This window comes from Salinicola corii (assembly GCF_008298015.1).
Classification (GTDB): Bacteria; Pseudomonadota; Gammaproteobacteria; order Pseudomonadales; family Halomonadaceae; genus Salinicola; species Salinicola corii.
Map to the genome: position 1 here is coordinate 112,899 of NZ_VTPX01000007.1, position 15,381 is coordinate 128,279.

Annotated in this window: 14 protein-coding genes; 2 read left to right on the forward strand and 12 right to left on the reverse strand. The window is 61.9% G+C overall.

Going from position 1 to position 15,381, the window contains the following annotated elements:
* Nucleotides 1-186: 186 nt before the first annotated feature.
* From F0A16_RS13315 to F0A16_RS13345, 7 genes are all read right to left on the reverse strand, one after another.
* A complete protein-coding gene (locus tag F0A16_RS13315) occupies nucleotides 187-1,299 on the reverse strand; it encodes an extracellular solute-binding protein (RefSeq protein WP_149435888.1) in 1,113 nt (370 codons plus the stop codon).
* Nucleotides 1,300-1,619: 320 nt separating this feature from the next.
* Entirely contained in the window at nucleotides 1,620-2,768 is a 1,149-nt protein-coding gene (locus F0A16_RS13320; RefSeq protein ID WP_149435889.1) for a porin, read from the reverse strand.
* A 413-nt stretch (nucleotides 2,769-3,181) separates the two neighbouring features.
* The gene (locus tag F0A16_RS13325; RefSeq protein ID WP_239023827.1) at nucleotides 3,182-4,093 is read right to left on the reverse strand and encodes a ProQ/FINO family protein; all 912 of its coding nucleotides are present in this window, start codon (nucleotides 4,091-4,093) and stop codon (nucleotides 3,182-3,184) included.
* Between the two features lie 103 nt (nucleotides 4,094-4,196).
* A complete protein-coding gene (locus tag F0A16_RS13330) occupies nucleotides 4,197-4,742 on the reverse strand; it encodes a dihydrofolate reductase (RefSeq protein ID WP_149435890.1) in 546 nt (181 codons plus the stop codon).
* Nucleotides 4,739-5,533, reverse strand: a complete 795-nt coding sequence (locus F0A16_RS13335; protein WP_149435891.1) for a thymidylate synthase — start codon at nucleotides 5,531-5,533, stop codon at nucleotides 4,739-4,741. Before F0A16_RS13335 ends, F0A16_RS13330 begins: the two co-directional genes overlap by 4 nt.
* A gap of 111 nt (nucleotides 5,534-5,644) precedes the next feature.
* Complete coding sequence (gene lgt, locus F0A16_RS13340; protein WP_149435892.1) at nucleotides 5,645-6,451, reverse strand: prolipoprotein diacylglyceryl transferase; 807 nt, start codon at nucleotides 6,449-6,451, stop codon at nucleotides 5,645-5,647.
* Between the two features lie 204 nt (nucleotides 6,452-6,655).
* A complete protein-coding gene (locus F0A16_RS13345) occupies nucleotides 6,656-7,447 on the reverse strand; it encodes a sulfite exporter TauE/SafE family protein (protein ID WP_149435893.1) in 792 nt (263 codons plus the stop codon).
* 237 nt (nucleotides 7,448-7,684) lie between these two features.
* Between F0A16_RS13345 and F0A16_RS13350 the strand changes: the two genes are divergently transcribed.
* Nucleotides 7,685-8,458, forward strand: coding sequence for an NRDE family protein (locus F0A16_RS13350; RefSeq protein ID WP_149435894.1), 774 nt, complete (start codon nucleotides 7,685-7,687; stop codon nucleotides 8,456-8,458).
* On the opposite strand, the gene ptsP is transcribed toward F0A16_RS13350, so the two are convergent.
* Both ptsP and F0A16_RS13360 read right to left on the reverse strand, forming a co-directional pair.
* The gene (gene ptsP, locus F0A16_RS13355; protein WP_149435895.1) at nucleotides 8,449-10,710 is read right to left on the reverse strand and encodes a phosphoenolpyruvate--protein phosphotransferase; all 2,262 of its coding nucleotides are present in this window, start codon (nucleotides 10,708-10,710) and stop codon (nucleotides 8,449-8,451) included. The genes F0A16_RS13350 and ptsP overlap by 10 nt on opposite strands.
* 130 nt (nucleotides 10,711-10,840) lie before the next feature.
* The gene (locus F0A16_RS13360; RefSeq protein WP_149436001.1) at nucleotides 10,841-11,341 is read right to left on the reverse strand and encodes an RNA pyrophosphohydrolase; all 501 of its coding nucleotides are present in this window, start codon (nucleotides 11,339-11,341) and stop codon (nucleotides 10,841-10,843) included.
* A gap of 291 nt (nucleotides 11,342-11,632) precedes the next feature.
* On the opposite strand from F0A16_RS13360, the gene F0A16_RS13365 reads away from it, so the two are divergent.
* The gene (locus F0A16_RS13365; protein ID WP_149435896.1) at nucleotides 11,633-12,301 is read left to right on the forward strand and encodes a histidinol-phosphatase; all 669 of its coding nucleotides are present in this window, start codon (nucleotides 11,633-11,635) and stop codon (nucleotides 12,299-12,301) included.
* Between the two features lie 97 nt (nucleotides 12,302-12,398).
* Here the strand turns inward: F0A16_RS13365 and rsd are convergent, their stop codons facing one another.
* From rsd to gshA, 3 genes are all read right to left on the reverse strand, one after another.
* On the reverse strand, nucleotides 12,399-12,917 hold the full coding sequence (gene rsd / locus F0A16_RS13370; protein ID WP_149435897.1) for a sigma D regulator: 519 nt from the start codon (nucleotides 12,915-12,917) through the stop codon (nucleotides 12,399-12,401).
* 160 nt (nucleotides 12,918-13,077) lie between these two features.
* Nucleotides 13,078-13,632 (reverse strand): disulfide bond formation protein B, encoded by a 555-nt coding sequence (locus F0A16_RS13375; protein ID WP_149435898.1) that lies wholly within the window; start codon nucleotides 13,630-13,632, stop codon nucleotides 13,078-13,080.
* A gap of 101 nt (nucleotides 13,633-13,733) precedes the next feature.
* The gene (gene gshA / locus F0A16_RS13380; protein WP_239023835.1) at nucleotides 13,734-15,305 is read right to left on the reverse strand and encodes a glutamate--cysteine ligase; all 1,572 of its coding nucleotides are present in this window, start codon (nucleotides 15,303-15,305) and stop codon (nucleotides 13,734-13,736) included.
* Nucleotides 15,306-15,381 lie beyond the last annotated feature (76 nt).

The following is a 15,381-nucleotide window of genomic DNA, read 5'->3' on the forward strand; positions in this document are numbered from 1 at the left end:
AAAATCGGCTCAAAATACTCATTTACCCCGTGTAAACTCCGCTTTTTCGCCGATTTTTGCCTTTCCTGGCTATCGCTCGTCGATTTTTCAGACAGAGCTTAGCGTGGTATCCGAGCCGGGAACCTGCCGAATTTCGGCAAGCCCCGTGCCAGCTGGCACGGGGTCTTCGTTCGTCAAAAACGACGCTCATGCCGACAGGTATCGATCCTGATACTCGTTACGCAACGCGACGTACCAGGGGTCCTGCACCGGCCACCACCACAGATTGTCCAGGTCCTGTTGCGTGTAGGAGTCCTTGAAGAACCGACGCGTCGCTTCTGGCAACAGCTCCTCGGCGCCGACGGCGGTCGAGTTATAGCCCGTGGACTTGACGAACATCGCCCCCGCTTCCGGGGTGTAGTACCAGTTGATCAGCTCGTAGACCGCGTCGACATTCTGTGCGTTCTGAGGAATGACGAAACCTTCCATCCAGGCTAGCGCCCCTTCCTTGGGCGCCCCGTAGGCAATCGGTTGGTCCTCGCTCTGGAGTCGAAACGCGGTGCTATCCCAGGTCTGGCCAATCAGGGCACCATTGGTGCGGAAGGCGCCCTGGGCCTCGTTCTCGGTGGACCAGAACTGGATCACCATGTCCTTGTGCTTGACGGCCTCGGCCAGGATGACGTCGAAGTTGGCGCGCATCGCCTCTTCGGTCTTGAACGAATCCAGCAACGGTCGCGGCAGCTTGCCCTGGGATTCGAGCCACAGGCCGATGCCGATCAGCGCCGAGTGCGCACGGACCGTGACCCCTTCACCGATATCGGGATTCCAGAGGTCCCCGTAGCTGAGCGTCGAGCGATCGATGTCGGTATAGCGGGTGTTATAGGCGATCGCCTCGGTGCCCCAGTCGGAGGGGGCAAAGTAGCGTTTGTCATCGATCACCCCACCGACTTCCGACCCCTTCATGGCGGTATCCAGGCAACCATCCCAGTGGATACGCGACACATCCAGCGGCTGGATCAACTGATAATCCAGATAACCGGGCACCCGATCCACGGTAGGCATGATGACATCGAAGCCCGAGCCGTCGGTGGCCCGAAGCGAGTTCATCAATTCATCGTTGGTACCGTAAGGCGTAAAGGTCGCCTTGATACCGGTCTTCGCGGTGAAATCCGACAACATATCGTCGGTGAAATAACCGGCCCAGGCGTAGATGCGCAGGACCTGATCCTGAGCCAGGGCACGGTTGATGTAGAACGGTACCGAAGCGGCGGCGCCGGCAGCCGCGGCACCCTGCAAGAAACGACGACGGGAAAGGGTCATCGAAGGTCTCCTGTTGTTTGTCGATCCACTCTCCCGGCTTCGTCAAGAAGAGGCGTGGAAAACGTTGTTATACGACAGACCTGTTACGACAGCGTGACGCTCCATAATATATTGAACATCCGCTCAACAAGAGATTACCAGCCTGTCACGATAATGACATCTAGACGAAGGAGAACATCGAGCCACGAGTTGCAAAGGACGAGTGCTGTTTGCCGACAGGACAAGCGTAGCCCGTTATCTATCGAGCATAAAAAAAGCCAGCCCCGAGAGGGCCGGCTTCGTTCGAGTGAGTGGCTCAAGCCACTCGCATCGGGGACCGCTTAGAAGCTGTAGACAGCGCCGACGGCAACGCCGTCGCCTTCATCGTGCGAACGGTCATACTGAGCGTATTCGACGAAAGTGTACATGGCCGGGGAGATATTATAAGTGGCACCAACGACGAATTCGTTGAATGAGTCATCACCAACATAGTCGCCACTATTATTGACCCCACCGGCATTGGTGATTGCAGCCACTTCCTTATCAGCATCGATGTACTGATAGTTACCATAGAGATCGCCCGAGAAATTATCGGACAACGCGTAGCCATAGCGAGCACCCAACGCGTAACGGAGAATATCACCGTCTTCACCCGCGTAGGTTGCATCGGTATTTTCAACCTTCGCAGCAATACGCAGCGTATCGATGACGTACTGAGCGGTCAGGCCGTAGGCCTTAGCTTCGTATTCAAGAGTCCGCCCGGTCGCTTCCTCAGTTGCGTGCAAACCGTAGTTATCCAGGTCATCGTAGACAGCGGCAAGAGAGAAGTTACCGATGGTGTACTTGGCACCACCGAAGAACGATGCGTTGGAACCCTGGCTGGAAACACCAGTCACTTCATTGTTAGCACCGAACTCTTCTTCCGCGTCGCCCTTGTACTGGGTACCGATGGCGAACTGCAGACCAGCCCAAACCGGAGACAGATACTGGAGCTTGTCGCCTTCACGGTCGACATCGACCTGATCCGCCAGAGAGCCACCATACAGGCCACCCAGATCAGAAGAAGAGTCAGTCGGGTCGAAATATTCGTTGTTACCAATCGGATCCTGGATCCAGTCATCGATCAACGGATCCCAGGAGCCCAAACGAACGTCACCAAAGTTGCCTTTCAGACCCAGATAAGCCTGATCGCCATCGTTGATGCCGCCGTTGACTTTCTCTTCATCAGCTTCGTGTTCGAACTCGGCTTTGAAATAACCGGTCAGACCCGGGTTGATGATGTGCTGACCGGAAAAACCGATGGTCGAACCGTTATCGAACACCTCGTCCTCGGAATTGCCATCCGCATTGTCAACGGACTTGTAGGCAATCTGGATGTTGCCGTAGATGTCGAGCTGCGTGCCGTCCTGGTTGTAGACAGTCGCTGCCTGGGCAGCGGCAGAGGCGCCCAGGGCACCAGCAATAGCAGTCGCTAAGAGCGTCTTTTTCATCGCGATAGGTTCCTTAACTAGCTTACTGTTCGATCGTGTCTGCAGATGCAGTCGGCTTCGGCACCTTCAACCAGCTTCGTCACGCGAACGAATGACGGCTGCGGAACTTGGAAGCCTTGTTATTGTCCAATGCTCGCCCGGAAACCTTATACCGGACATTGGAGGAACGCAACAAGAAAAAAACACTGTTTTCGTTCCCTGCGCTTCCCGCCGGTTTGCCTTTCGTCACTACCGGGATTCGTGACGTCGACCGAGGAAACCGGCTGCTGGCAGCCTAGCCACAGGCTATGACGGTCTCATGACACGACCCATCGGGGCAAGGAATCGGGGCGAACATTCCTTTCCCTGCTTGTCTCGCCTGCCCAACGCTACCAAAGTTCAAGTCATCTCAATCGGATTGCGCTTGCTCCGTGTCACTCCTGCGGAGGCTGACCATGCTTGGCCAGCAACGCCCCGATCTTGCGGTCCAGTTTCTCCGATCGCTGCTGTGTCTCGCGAGCTTTCTGCTTCTTCTGCAACGCTTCCAGTTGCCGCTTGGCGTGCTTGGCCTCCTCGGCAGTCACCACCTCGCTGTCCTCCCCCGTCAAATCCACTCGACTCGCCCCTTCTCGAACCGATTTCAGGTAGCGCGGCAGATGCACATAGCAGGCCAACGCCCGGCGGACCAGTTTCTCGGGCCAGGGTTCGACCTCGCAAAGATCAAGATGAATGCCGGTTTTCAGCGGCCGCGTATGCCCCTTGAAGAAGGTCTTGGGATAGCGCTTGTACCACTGGGCGAGCAGCGCATGCGGCGAGGGCACTTCGTGCTCGGCGCCGAATGCCAGTGAATTCTGCGGCGGCGGCTCGACATTGACAGGCACCGACTCCTCCGCGGAGAGCTTCGAAGGGATGTCGGGAGACGTTCGAGAGGAGGATGATTCGGACTCACCGTCCGGAGGCGCCGAGTGCGCGACATCCACGGGCCGAGCGGTCTCGGAAAACGCCCTTGCATGGGAGGGAGCGGACGTCAGGCGCTGCAACGGCGAGATCGGACCGTGGCGGCCCGCTCTGGTGTCGGCGTCACCATCCGGTTTCGACCGAGGCCGCCGAAATGCCAGATTGCCCAGGCCACGTGCGCGCGTGCCACCGTCCGGATCTTCGCTATGATCCTGCCCCTTGACCACCATGGGGTCCAGTTCGGCCAGCGCGAGCAGGCGCTCCTTGAGGGCTCGATTCTCGGCCTCCAAGGCCTTGCACCGCTCTTTCTCGGCTTCCAAAGCGGATTGACCCGCTTCGACCTGGTGCTCGATGGCAGCCAGGAGCGCCTGTGTTCGATCCGTCAACACGGCACAACTCCTCTCAAGTCCTCTTGATCAACGTAGGGACATGCCGTCGCTCATCCTGACGACTGGCACTCGATCCCTCCTGGCCGCATGGCCCTGCCGAGACTCAGCCAGAACCGGCCGCTCGACGGTATTGGACGAAAGCATAGTCCGGCTGACCGGGCTGCGGCGGCATTACGGCACGCTCCACTTCCTGCCATTCGCCGTTCAGGAAGTCGGGAAAGAATGCGTCCCCCTCGATCTCGACGTCCACCTCGGTAAGCTGGAGCCTGTCGGCGACAGGCAGCGCCTGGCGATAGATCTCTCCTCCGCCCATCACCACGATTTCGGCCGCATCGTCGATCACCGCTTGATGATCGGCAAGTTGTAGCGCCTCGTCCAGGGAGTGGCACACCCTTACCCCTTCGCGATGATAGTGCCGGTCGCGCGTAATCACGATATTCAGGCGCCCGGGCAGCGGTCGACCAATCGACTCGAATGTCTTGCGTCCCATGACCAGCGGCTTGCCAAGCGTGAGCGACTTGAATCGCTTGAGATCCTCCGGCAAATACCAGGGCAACCGATTACCCACGCCGATGACGCGATTGCGAGATAGCGCCGCGATCATGGCGATCGGTGTTTCCGGCTTCATTGCCAATGTCACGTCACTCATACGGCAATGGGCGCCTTAATGGAAGGATGGGATTCGTATCCCTCGATGGCAATATCCTCGAAGCGGAAAGCGAACAGGTCATCGACCGACGGATTCAGCTTCAGGGTCGGCAGCACCAACGGTTCACGCGAAAGCTGCAGCCGAGCCTGATCGAGATGATTGAGATAGAGATGGGCGTCGCCCAGAGTATGCACGAACTCGCCAGGCTCGAGCCCACAGACCTGAGCGATCATGTGCGTCAGCAACGCATAACTTGCGATGTTGAACGGCACGCCCAGGAAGATATCGGCACTGCGCTGGTAAAGCTGGCAGGACAACGTCCCATTGGCGACGTAGAACTGGAACAGCGCATGGCAAGGCGGCAGCGCCATTTCATCGACCAGCGCGGGATTCCACGCCGAGACGATATGTCGGCGGGAGTCCGGGTTGCGGCGTATCTGCTCGACCAGCCTGGCGATCTGGTCGATATGCCCGCCGTCGGGCGCCGGCCAGCTTCGCCACTGGTAGCCGTAGACAGGGCCGAGATCGCCGTTGGCATCCGCCCACTCGTCCCAGATCGAGACGTTGTGCTCGTGCAGGTAGGCAATATTGGTCTCGCCCCGGAGAAACCATAGCAACTCATGAATGATCGAGCGTAAATGGAGCTTCTTGGTCGTGACCAGGGGAAATCCTTCACGCAGATCGAAGCGCATCTGGTGACCGAACACGCTAAGCGTCCCGACGCCGGTCCGATCGGCTTTTTCAACGCCGCTATCCAGCACGCGCTGCATCAAGTCGAGATAAGGCCGCATGGGCACGCTCCTTTCCAGTGACAGGCTCGGCGCAAGCGACGAGCCCATCGAAACACTCTCGATTTCAAGGCCGCTTGAAACTTCGGCGGCCAACCACTCGACGACGCCCGCTCAGCGCGTGGGCTGCCCCGGGCGGGCGTCGTCTACCTCATTGTGACGCGACCAGGCGATCAGCGCGATACCCGCGACGACCATCGGCAGTGACAGCAATTGCCCCATGGTCAGCCAGTCGAAGGCGATGAACCCCAGTTGCGGGTCCGGGCGGCGGAAGAACTCCGACAGGAATCGAAACGCGCCGTAGCAGATCAGGAAGAGTCCCGAGACGAAGCCACGTCGACGCGGGGTCAGGGACGCCATCCACAGCACGCCGAACAGCACGACACCCTCGAGAAAGAACTGGTAGAGCGACGAGGGATGGCGCCCCTGCCCTCCCATTCCCGGGAAGACCAGCCCCCAGGGGACGTCCGTCACGCGGCCGGGCAGTTCATGATTGATGAAATTCCCGATACGCCCAGCCCCCAGGCCGATCGGTACCAGCGGCGCGATGAAATCCGTGAGCTGGAAGAACGCCAGACCGTGCTTGCGTGCGAACAGCAAGGCGGCCAGCAGCACCCCTAACAGCCCTCCATGGAAACTCATGCCGCCATCCCAGACCTGGAATATCCACAGCGGGTTATCCACGAACCGGTCGAGACCATAGAACAGCGCATAGCCGATACGACCACCGAGCACCACCCCGAGCGCCCCGTAGAACAGCATGTCGCCAATATCGTCGCGCTTGAGCCCCAGGCGGTCGGCACGCAGGCGCCCCAGCCACCAGGCCCCCACGAAGCCGACGACATACATCAGCCCATACCAGTGCACCTTGAGCGGGCCCAACGAAACGGCCACCGGGTCGATCTCGGGGTAAGCCAGCATGCTTTCTCCTTGGCTACGAAAGAGTTAAGGGAAACGCTGAATAAATCGGCGAGCAGGATGAAGTGGGCGGCACTCCGTCGCAAGGCGCACGGAGCGCAGGAACCGGAGCATATGGGTTATATGTGAGGATTCCCGACCGGGCTGGCGCTCCAGCACCGCGCAACGAAGCCGATTCACCTGCGCAGACATTTATGCAGTGTTTCCTTAGCCGATCATCAGCTTGATCCCTACCACGATCAGCAGGAGGGCAAAGATACGTCGCAGCGTCCTGGCAGGCAATGCATGGGCGACTTTGACGCCGACCCGGGCCATCGGAACACTGGTCACCATCAGGCCGAGAAAAGCCGGCCACATCACATAACCGGTCGCCCCCGTCGGCAGGGTCATCTCGCCCCACCCCACGACGACATTGGTCGCGGTGCCGATCAACGCAATCGGCAGGCCGATGGCCGACGAAGTTCCCACCGCTTCCGTCATCCGGCTGGTGAAACGCGACAGCCACGGCACCGACATGACCCCGCCGCCCACGCCGAACAGCGTCGAGACGCCGCCGATGATTGCGCCGGCCGAGGTCATCGGCCAGCGCCGCGGCTCCCGCCCCAGGGTCGCGGGCGGGCGAGTCAACAACATTTTCAGCGCCATCACGATCGCGAAAATCCCGAACAGACGCGTCAGCGCGTGACCCGGCAGTACCGAGGCAAGCAGAACACCGAGAATACCGCCCACCAGCAATCCCGGCATCATCAGCCGAAGCCAGTCCTGCCTCACACTACCCCGACGCCAGTGCCCCCAGGCTGAAGAGGCACCGGTGACCACGATGGTCGCCAGCGACGTCCCTACCGCCAAATGCGCGACGACCGCGGGATCGAACCCTTGCGCGAGAAAGGTGAATACCAGCGCGGGAACGATGACGATGCCCCCGCCAATACCGAACACGCCCGCCATCAGACCCGCAGCGGCGCCGACCAGGAGATAGATCGCGATAGCCGTCAGCATTGGACGCCTCCACGCCTGACGAGCACAAGGATCGCGGGGACAAGAAGTCCCGCCGACGGCCTGGTGATAATGGAGGACGATAGGGATATGGGCATGTGGCGGTCCTGTAAAGCACGAGGCAACGGAGCAGAGAGCAGGCACGGGTCGCTAGCGCGCTTATGGTACGCTGCCGACGGGACCGTGTCATGGCGACGCCCCCGACATTCCCCCCATCACCTTCTCGCTGGAGACCACCGCATGTGCTTGATCGTGTTCGATTGGCAGCCCCAGGCAGCGGTAAGATTGCGCCTCGCCGCCAATCGCGACGAGTTCCACGCTCGCCCGGCCGAGGCTCTGCATCGCTGGCCCGGCAGCGACCTGATCGGCGGCCGGGACCGGGTCGGCGGGGGAACCTGGCTGGCGGCGACGCCCACAAGGGTGGCCGCCCTGACCAATGTCAGGGAGGGGCAGGCTCCAACGCCCGCCGGCGCCCCTAGCCGTGGCGAGCTCGTGCGCCAGGCTCTCGAGGTCGAGGACCCGGCGGTGTGGCTGGAGACCCTGGCGTCGGGTGGCGCCGATCCCTACGCCGGATTCAATCTGCTGGTGATGTCGGATACCCGGATGTGGACGCTTCATCACAGTCGCCATGAGACCCATTGGCGGCTCGTGTCGCCCGGTCTGCATGGCTTGTCCAATGCCGGCCTCGATACGCCCTGGCCCAAGGTCGTTCAGGCTAGGGAGGCGCTGCGACAGGTGCTGACGACGAGGGATTGGCGGGTCGGCATGCGGTCGGCCATGGGCGATACGCGTCAGGCACCGATCGAGAAGCTCCCGCACACCGGGGTTGACCGAGATCTCGAGCGCCGGCTCTCGTCGGCGTTCATCGAGGGACAGGAGTACGGGACGCGAGCCACGACGCTGGTCTCGGTCTCGACAACGGAAACGACGCTGGAAGAGCAGCGATTTGCCCCGGGCGGTGCACCGATCGGTGATGTGACAAGCCTGGCGACGCCCACGACGGTTCAGTCCTGAGGCGGCAGCAGGTGGCCGATCTGCCAGTCAGTCAGACGCTGGCGAAGGTGCGCTCTGACGACCGCCGTGGTCGGCAACGACAGGGTTTCCGACACCAGCGCGCGAGCGTCACCGATACTGACACGCCGGATCGCGGCCCGCACCCTTGGCAGGCTGGGCGCATTCATCGACAGCGCATCGAAGCCCATGCCCATCAGTAGCAATGCGCCGGCGGGATCCCCGGCCAGTTCACCGCAGACAGAGGCGGGAACCGCCAGTTGCCGGCTCTCCTGCGCAAGACGCGAAAGGGCGTTGAGCACCGCCGGATGACAGGCATCGTAGAGTCCAGCCACGCGCGCGTTGTTGCGGTCCACCGCGAGTAGATACTGGGTCAGATCGTTGCTCCCCACCGAGAAGAAGTCCACCCGCTCCGCCAGCGCAGGCAGTTGGTAGAGGGTCGCGGGCACCTCGATCATCACTCCGACCTTGGGCGAGGCAACCTCGATCCCCTCCTCGGCAAGCTCCTCCCGGGCGCGCGCCAGCAAGCGTAGCGCAGTATCGACCTCGTCCACGCTGGTGATCATCGGCAGCAGGATACGCAGATTGTCCAGCTCTCGCGATGCCATCAGCATGGCGCGCATCTGCACCATCAGGACTTCCGGATGATCCAGCGTGACGCGGATGCCACGCCAGCCGAGAAACGGATTGGCCTCGTTGATCGGAAAATACGGCAGATCCTTGTCGCCACCGATGTCGAGCGTGCGCATGACCACGGGCAGAGGGGCGAAACTGGCCAGTTGCTCGTGATAGAGCCGGGTCTGCTCCTGCTCGCTGGGGAAGCGCTCGTTCATCATGAACGGGACTTCCGTCCGGTAGAGTCCCACCCCGCTGACACGTGGCTTGAGCTGGGCAACGGCATCCACCGCCAGCCCGGTATTGACCAGCAGCGGCATGGCGTGACCGTCGGAGGTCTCGCTGGGAAGGTGCTGCTCGTGCTCCAGCACTTCCGCCAGCGCCTGCTCCTCCTTGATCAGACGTTCATAGCGCTTGGCCAGTTGGGCATCGGGCCGCACGAACAGCCGCCCCCGATGGCCATCGAGGATCGCCTTGGCCCCGTTGATCCTGGGCAGCGGCAGATCGACCATGCCCAGCACGGTGGGGATGCCCATGGCGCGGGCCAGGATGGCGACGTGGGAGTTGCTGGAGCCACGAATCGAGACCAGCGCCGCCAGACGCTTCCTGGGCAGTTCGCCCAGCGTTGCCGCGCTGATCTCGTCGCCGACCAGAATGGCGTTGTCGGGATAGGTCGAGGGGGTTCGCTCGTTGCCTTCCTGCAGGTGGGCCAGCACCCGACGGCCCAGATCCCGAATATCCGCCGCCCGCTCGCGCAGATAGCCGTCATCCACCCGTTCCAGATATTGCGTATGGCGACGCACCACATCGGCCAGCGCGCCCGGCGCCCACTGGCCCTCTCGAATCCGCTTCTCCACCTCGTTGCCCAGCGCGGCATCTCCCAGCATCTGCTGATAGACATCGAAGAGCGCGAGTTCCTGGGTGGAGATCCGGCTAGCCAGGCGGGCTCCCGCCTTGCGAATATCCTCCCGCACATGAGCGAGTGCGGCATGGAGACGGACTACTTCGGCATCCGGGTCGGTCGGAATCAGGTCCGGCACGCTATCCAGGTCGGCAGGTGGGGCGATCACCACGATCTCGCCGATCGCCATTCCCGGCGACGCCGCCACGCCGGAAAACATCGCCTGCCCATCAGGCCCCGTGGGCCGACTGAGCGTCCCCGATACCAGTGCATGCGCCAGGACACCCGCCAGTTGCGCAGCCATCGTGACCAGAAACGCCTCGTCGCCCTCGTCGAAACGCCGCTTCTCCTGCTGCTGGACGACGAGGACCCCGAGCATTCGTCGCTGATGAATGATCGGTACGCCGAGGAAGCTCGAGAAACGCTCCTCTCCCGTCTCCGCGAAGTAGCGGAACTGCGGATGGGATGGTGCATCTTCCAGATTCAGCGCCTCTTCGCGCTGCCCGACGAGCCCGACCAGCCCCTCTCCCAGACGCAGGGTCACAATCCCCACGGCCTGGGTGCGCAGGCCGATCGTGTCCATCAGCACCAGTCGATCGCGCTCGCGGTCGAACAGATAGATGGAGCAGACGTCGGTACGCATCGCTTTCCGGATTCGGCGCACCATGGTGGCCAGCGCGGCATCCAGGCTACGTGCGCCATTGACTTCCTGAACGATGCGGCGAAGGGTATCGAGCATGAGCCTTTTCTTGTGGGCGAGGAGATCCTCGTCGTGGCATCAATGGCCGGTGAGACGCCACCCCTGAATGCCACGCGACAGTCGTCGCCATCAGGGGGGAGTCACTCAGCCGTGAATCGTGCTGCCGGCCTCAAAGCCTGGCCATTTCCTCCAGAGAGAGCCGATGGAATTCGGGCGCCAGTTCCCTCAGCGCGCGCCGGTAGACCTCGCGCTTGAAGGACACGACCTGCCCGAGAGGATACCAGTAACTCACCCACCGCCAGCCATCGAATTCGGGCTTGGGCGTACTGTCGACGCAGACCTGACTGTCGTGACAGCGAATTTTCAGCAAAAACCACTTCTGCTTCTGACCGATGCAGAGCGGTTTCGAATGCGTTCGGACCATGCGTCGGGGGAGACGGTAACGCAGCCAGCCACGCGTACAGGCGACCACATCGACATCCTTGGACGTCAGCCCGATTTCCTCCTCGAGTTCCCGGAAGAGCGCCTGATGTGGCGTCTCGCAGGCCTTGATGCCTCCCTGCGGGAACTGCCACGCCTCCTGACCCGCCCGACGCGCCCAAAGCAGTTGGCCATCACAGTTGGCGATAATGATGCCAACGTTCGGCCGAAAGCCATCGGCGTCTATCACAGCGTTCACCTTAGCTCAATCGTCGTTGGGATCATTCTTCCACAAAGCGAGAAAGGGCATCAATACGCCTTAAGCTAACCGACGCTAAAACCTCGGCATCGGAATGCTCCTCTACCAGCTCTTGCAGCCATGCCTTTGGCGACAATGACTTATCGTTGGGCAACCATTATGGGCGCCACCGTCACCGTGGGCAAAGCGGCGGGAGTTTGCGATACTGCCGGGCGCTCGCACTCACGATCCGAACGGCAACGCTGTTGCCCTAACGACACACGCACAAGACAGGAGCCAACCTTGAGTCTGGCCATCTTCGATCTCGACAACACCCTGCTGAGCTGTGACAGCGACCACGCCTGGGGCGAATTCATGGTGGAACAGGGTGCGGTGGATGGCGAAGCCTACCGGCGTGCCAATGATCAGTATCTACGCGACTATCGGGCCGGCGAGCTGGACATCATGGCCTATCTCTCGATGGCGCTGAAGCCGCTGTCCGAGCATAGCGAAGAGCAGCTCAATGCCTGGCATCAGCAATTCATGGCCGGCAAGATCGAGCCGCATGTTCTGCCACAGGGCGAGGAGCTACTGGCGTGGCACCGCCAGCGAGGCGATTTCCTGCTGATCGTGACCGCGACCAACCGGTTCATCACCGGCCCCATCGCCCGGCGCCTCGGTGTCGACGATCTCATCGCGATCGAGCCGGAGCGGGAAAATGGGCGCTACACCGGCCGCGTGGAGGGTATCCCCAGCTACCGTGAAGGCAAGGTCACGCGGGTCAGAGAGTGGCTGGAGGAGCACCCCACCCTGGCGCTGGACGACGCCTGGTTCTACAGCGACTCGATCAACGATCGATACCTGCTCGAGGAAGTCGCCACGCCGGTGGCCGTCGACCCCGACGAGGAGCTCGAGAAACTGGCCCGGGCGCGAGGCTGGCGCGTGCTCTCCTTGCGAGCGCCATCGGCGTAGCCTTGCCGCGGGCGGACCAGACCAGGCCATGACGCCCTGGCGGAAACCAGGGCGTCGCGGGATCGAAACAAGGAAACGACACCGGGGAAAGCGGTACTCACTCCGTCCGCAGGGATTGGCCGTCTCGCGCAGCCGCCGCCTCGGTGGACGAAGGCGCGTGCACCGCATGCAACCGGCCGATCAGTTGATCCTCGAGATCGAAGCGTTCGGTCATGGTGGCGCCCAGTTTTTCCAGCCAGCCGGGGAGCCGGTCGGTATAGCGCTGACAGCGCGACGGCGTCGCGTACTCATTGTCGAAATCGAGCACCATTTGCGTCGACGCGTCGACACGAGCCAGGAGCTTGTCGGCCACCGCCAGCGCCTCCTGGTCATCGAAGGCCCTGGCTTCCTCTCGCAACTGCGGATAGATCTCGAAATGGCCGGCGCTGATGTAGTCCATCAGCGCTTCGCTGAAAGCATCGATTCGCGCCTTGGACACCGCCGAGAGATCGGCATCGCAGAACTCACGGAGATCGACCAGCGTCACGAGCATGTCATAGCGCTGATCCAGCCATCGATCGATCAGCGTGTGTACGCCGCCCCATCGCTCCCGAGCTGTCTTGCAATCTTCCAGCATGATCACTCTCTCCCCAGGGGCTGTTGACGTTTCAGCGCGAACCGCGTTGCTGCGTCAAATGGTGCCAGACAAGGCGCGGGATGCCGACGATGGTGGTTCTCTCGTCAAATCCCGTAACGCCGTATGGCGCCATTGGCCGCGCAACCCGGAAGGCACGCTCTCAGGAGCCCTGCCCTGCCGGTTCGCGAACCGTCCTGCCACTGTAGCGCAATCGGGATACCAACATCATCACCGGAATCGTCGCCATGACGACGAACCCCAACAGTGTCCATTGCGGCAACGTGACGCCCCACAGCGCTCCCTCGACGGCCGCGCACTCACCGGAACCGTGGAGTACGCGGGCCATGACATCCCAAAACGGCAGCATGTCCATCATGTAGTCCAGGCCGGGCCCACAGCTTGGCACGCTATCCGGTGGCAGGGTCTGCAGCCAGACATGCCGCCCCGCCACGCCGATGCCCGTCAGCACGGCAATCAGAGCGAGCAGTGCATAGACCAGGCCTCCGGATTTGCCGGGGTTGTGAATCGCCCCGATCAGGAACACGGCACCCGCGGAGATCACCGCAACGCGCTGGAAGATGCACAAGGGGCAAGGTTCAAGGCCGACGCCATACTGCAGGTAGAGCGCGACCGCCATCATGAAGCAGGACATCAATAGCCCCAGCAGGCACCACTGACGCATACTGGCTTGCGCCACCCAACGCTTGATTTGCATGTCTCGTTTCCACTGAGGGCCAGTGCGGTCCAGCACCGGCCGTGCTTCCATTTCACGACAGCCGATCCTGGGCTCTCGCCGAACGTTACGGATTCACTGACTCACGCCGCCGAACGAGGTTCCCTCGCCCGCTGGAAATAATCAGTGATGAAGCGCGCGAACGACACCCGGTCTTCGGCTTCGATGTCGTGCTGCTGCTGATGCGACGTCTCGACCAGTTGGGAAAAGAGTTCGGCACGCGACTCGTCCATCGGCGTCGAGCGCCAATGACGCCCCTGCTCCTTGGCCAGATCGGCAATGAAATCGGTCCACTCACCGCCATGCGCCTCCAGTGCCCGCAGCATCTGCGCCGAGGGGGTCAGCTCCGGGTCGTCGAGCCGCCGGGCAATCGTCTCGATGGCGGCAGCGTGAAGACCGTCGCCCTCGATGGCGTCGAGCAGGCCGGCGACCTCGCGCAGCCCATCGACGATCTCGTGGCCCCGAGTCCGCAGCGGCACGTGACGATCGCCAATCCGCAGCTTCAGGTCCGGATCGCGGCCGCGCTCGACCACCAGCCGGCGGTTGTCGTCCAGCCGGTCGCACTCCTCGTCCGGAATCCAGGGACTCTCGGAGAGCAGACACCAGAGCAGGAAGGTATCCATGAAACGCATCTGCGGCTCATCGATCCCCAGCGGCAGGAACGGATTCAGATCGAGACAACGCACCTCGATATATTCGACGCCGCGCGCTTCCAGAGCCTGCGTGGGCGTCTCGTCGTGTCGCGCCACCCGTTTCGGACGGATGTCGCTGTAGTACTCGTTCTCGATCTGCAGAATGTTGGCGCTGAGCTGTCGCCACTCGCCGTCCACCTCCACACCGATCCGGCGATAATCCGGCCACTCGGCAGAGATGGCGTGACGGAGCGTGCCGACATAATTGGAGAGCGAGTTGAAGCAGATCTTCAACTGCTCCTGGACCTTGTTCTGATAGCCCAGATCGGACATCCGCAGGCTGGTCGCGTAGGGCGCGTAGAGCGTGCGCTGGCCCATCGCCTCGAGCTTGTCGCAGCGATTGTCGCCGCCATCCTCCCCCAGGAAGCTGCGATCCAGCGCCGGGGAGGCACCGAATAGATAGAGCAGCAGCCAACTGTTGCGGCGGAAGTTGCGGATCAGGTCGAAGTAGCGGGCCGAGCGATACCCCTGCAGCGATTCGCCCCGCCGCCCCTCCTGTTCCCGCAGCAGCGGCCAGATGTCATCCGGCAGAGAGACGTTGTAGTGGATGCCGGCAATCGACTGCATGATGCGGCCGTAGCGTACATCCAGCCCCTTGCGGTAGACATGCTTCATGGTGCCGACGTTGGACGTGCCGTAGTCGGCGATCGGCACGCTGTCGTTGCCGGAGAGCCGCGCCGGCATGCTGGCCGGCCACAGCCACTCGTCGTCGAGCTGGCGATAGGTGAAGCGGACCAGATCGCCCAGGAAAGAGAGCGCATCGGCAGGACGACAATAGACCGGGGTGATGTACTCGAGCAGCGCCTCCGAGTAGTCGGTCGTGATGTGGGGGTGGGTCAGCTTCGAGCCGAGCGAGTGCGGATGGAGGGTCTGCACGATGGCGGCCTTGGAATCGACACGCAGCCCTTCCTTCTCGATGCCCCGCCGTAGACGACCGAGCAATCCCTTCTGGGCCGGCGCCATCAGTTGGCCGACGTTCGTGGCGAGTTGATCAGACACGCTCAACACCTTATTTCGTGGGAAGAGCTCTGCTCCCCCG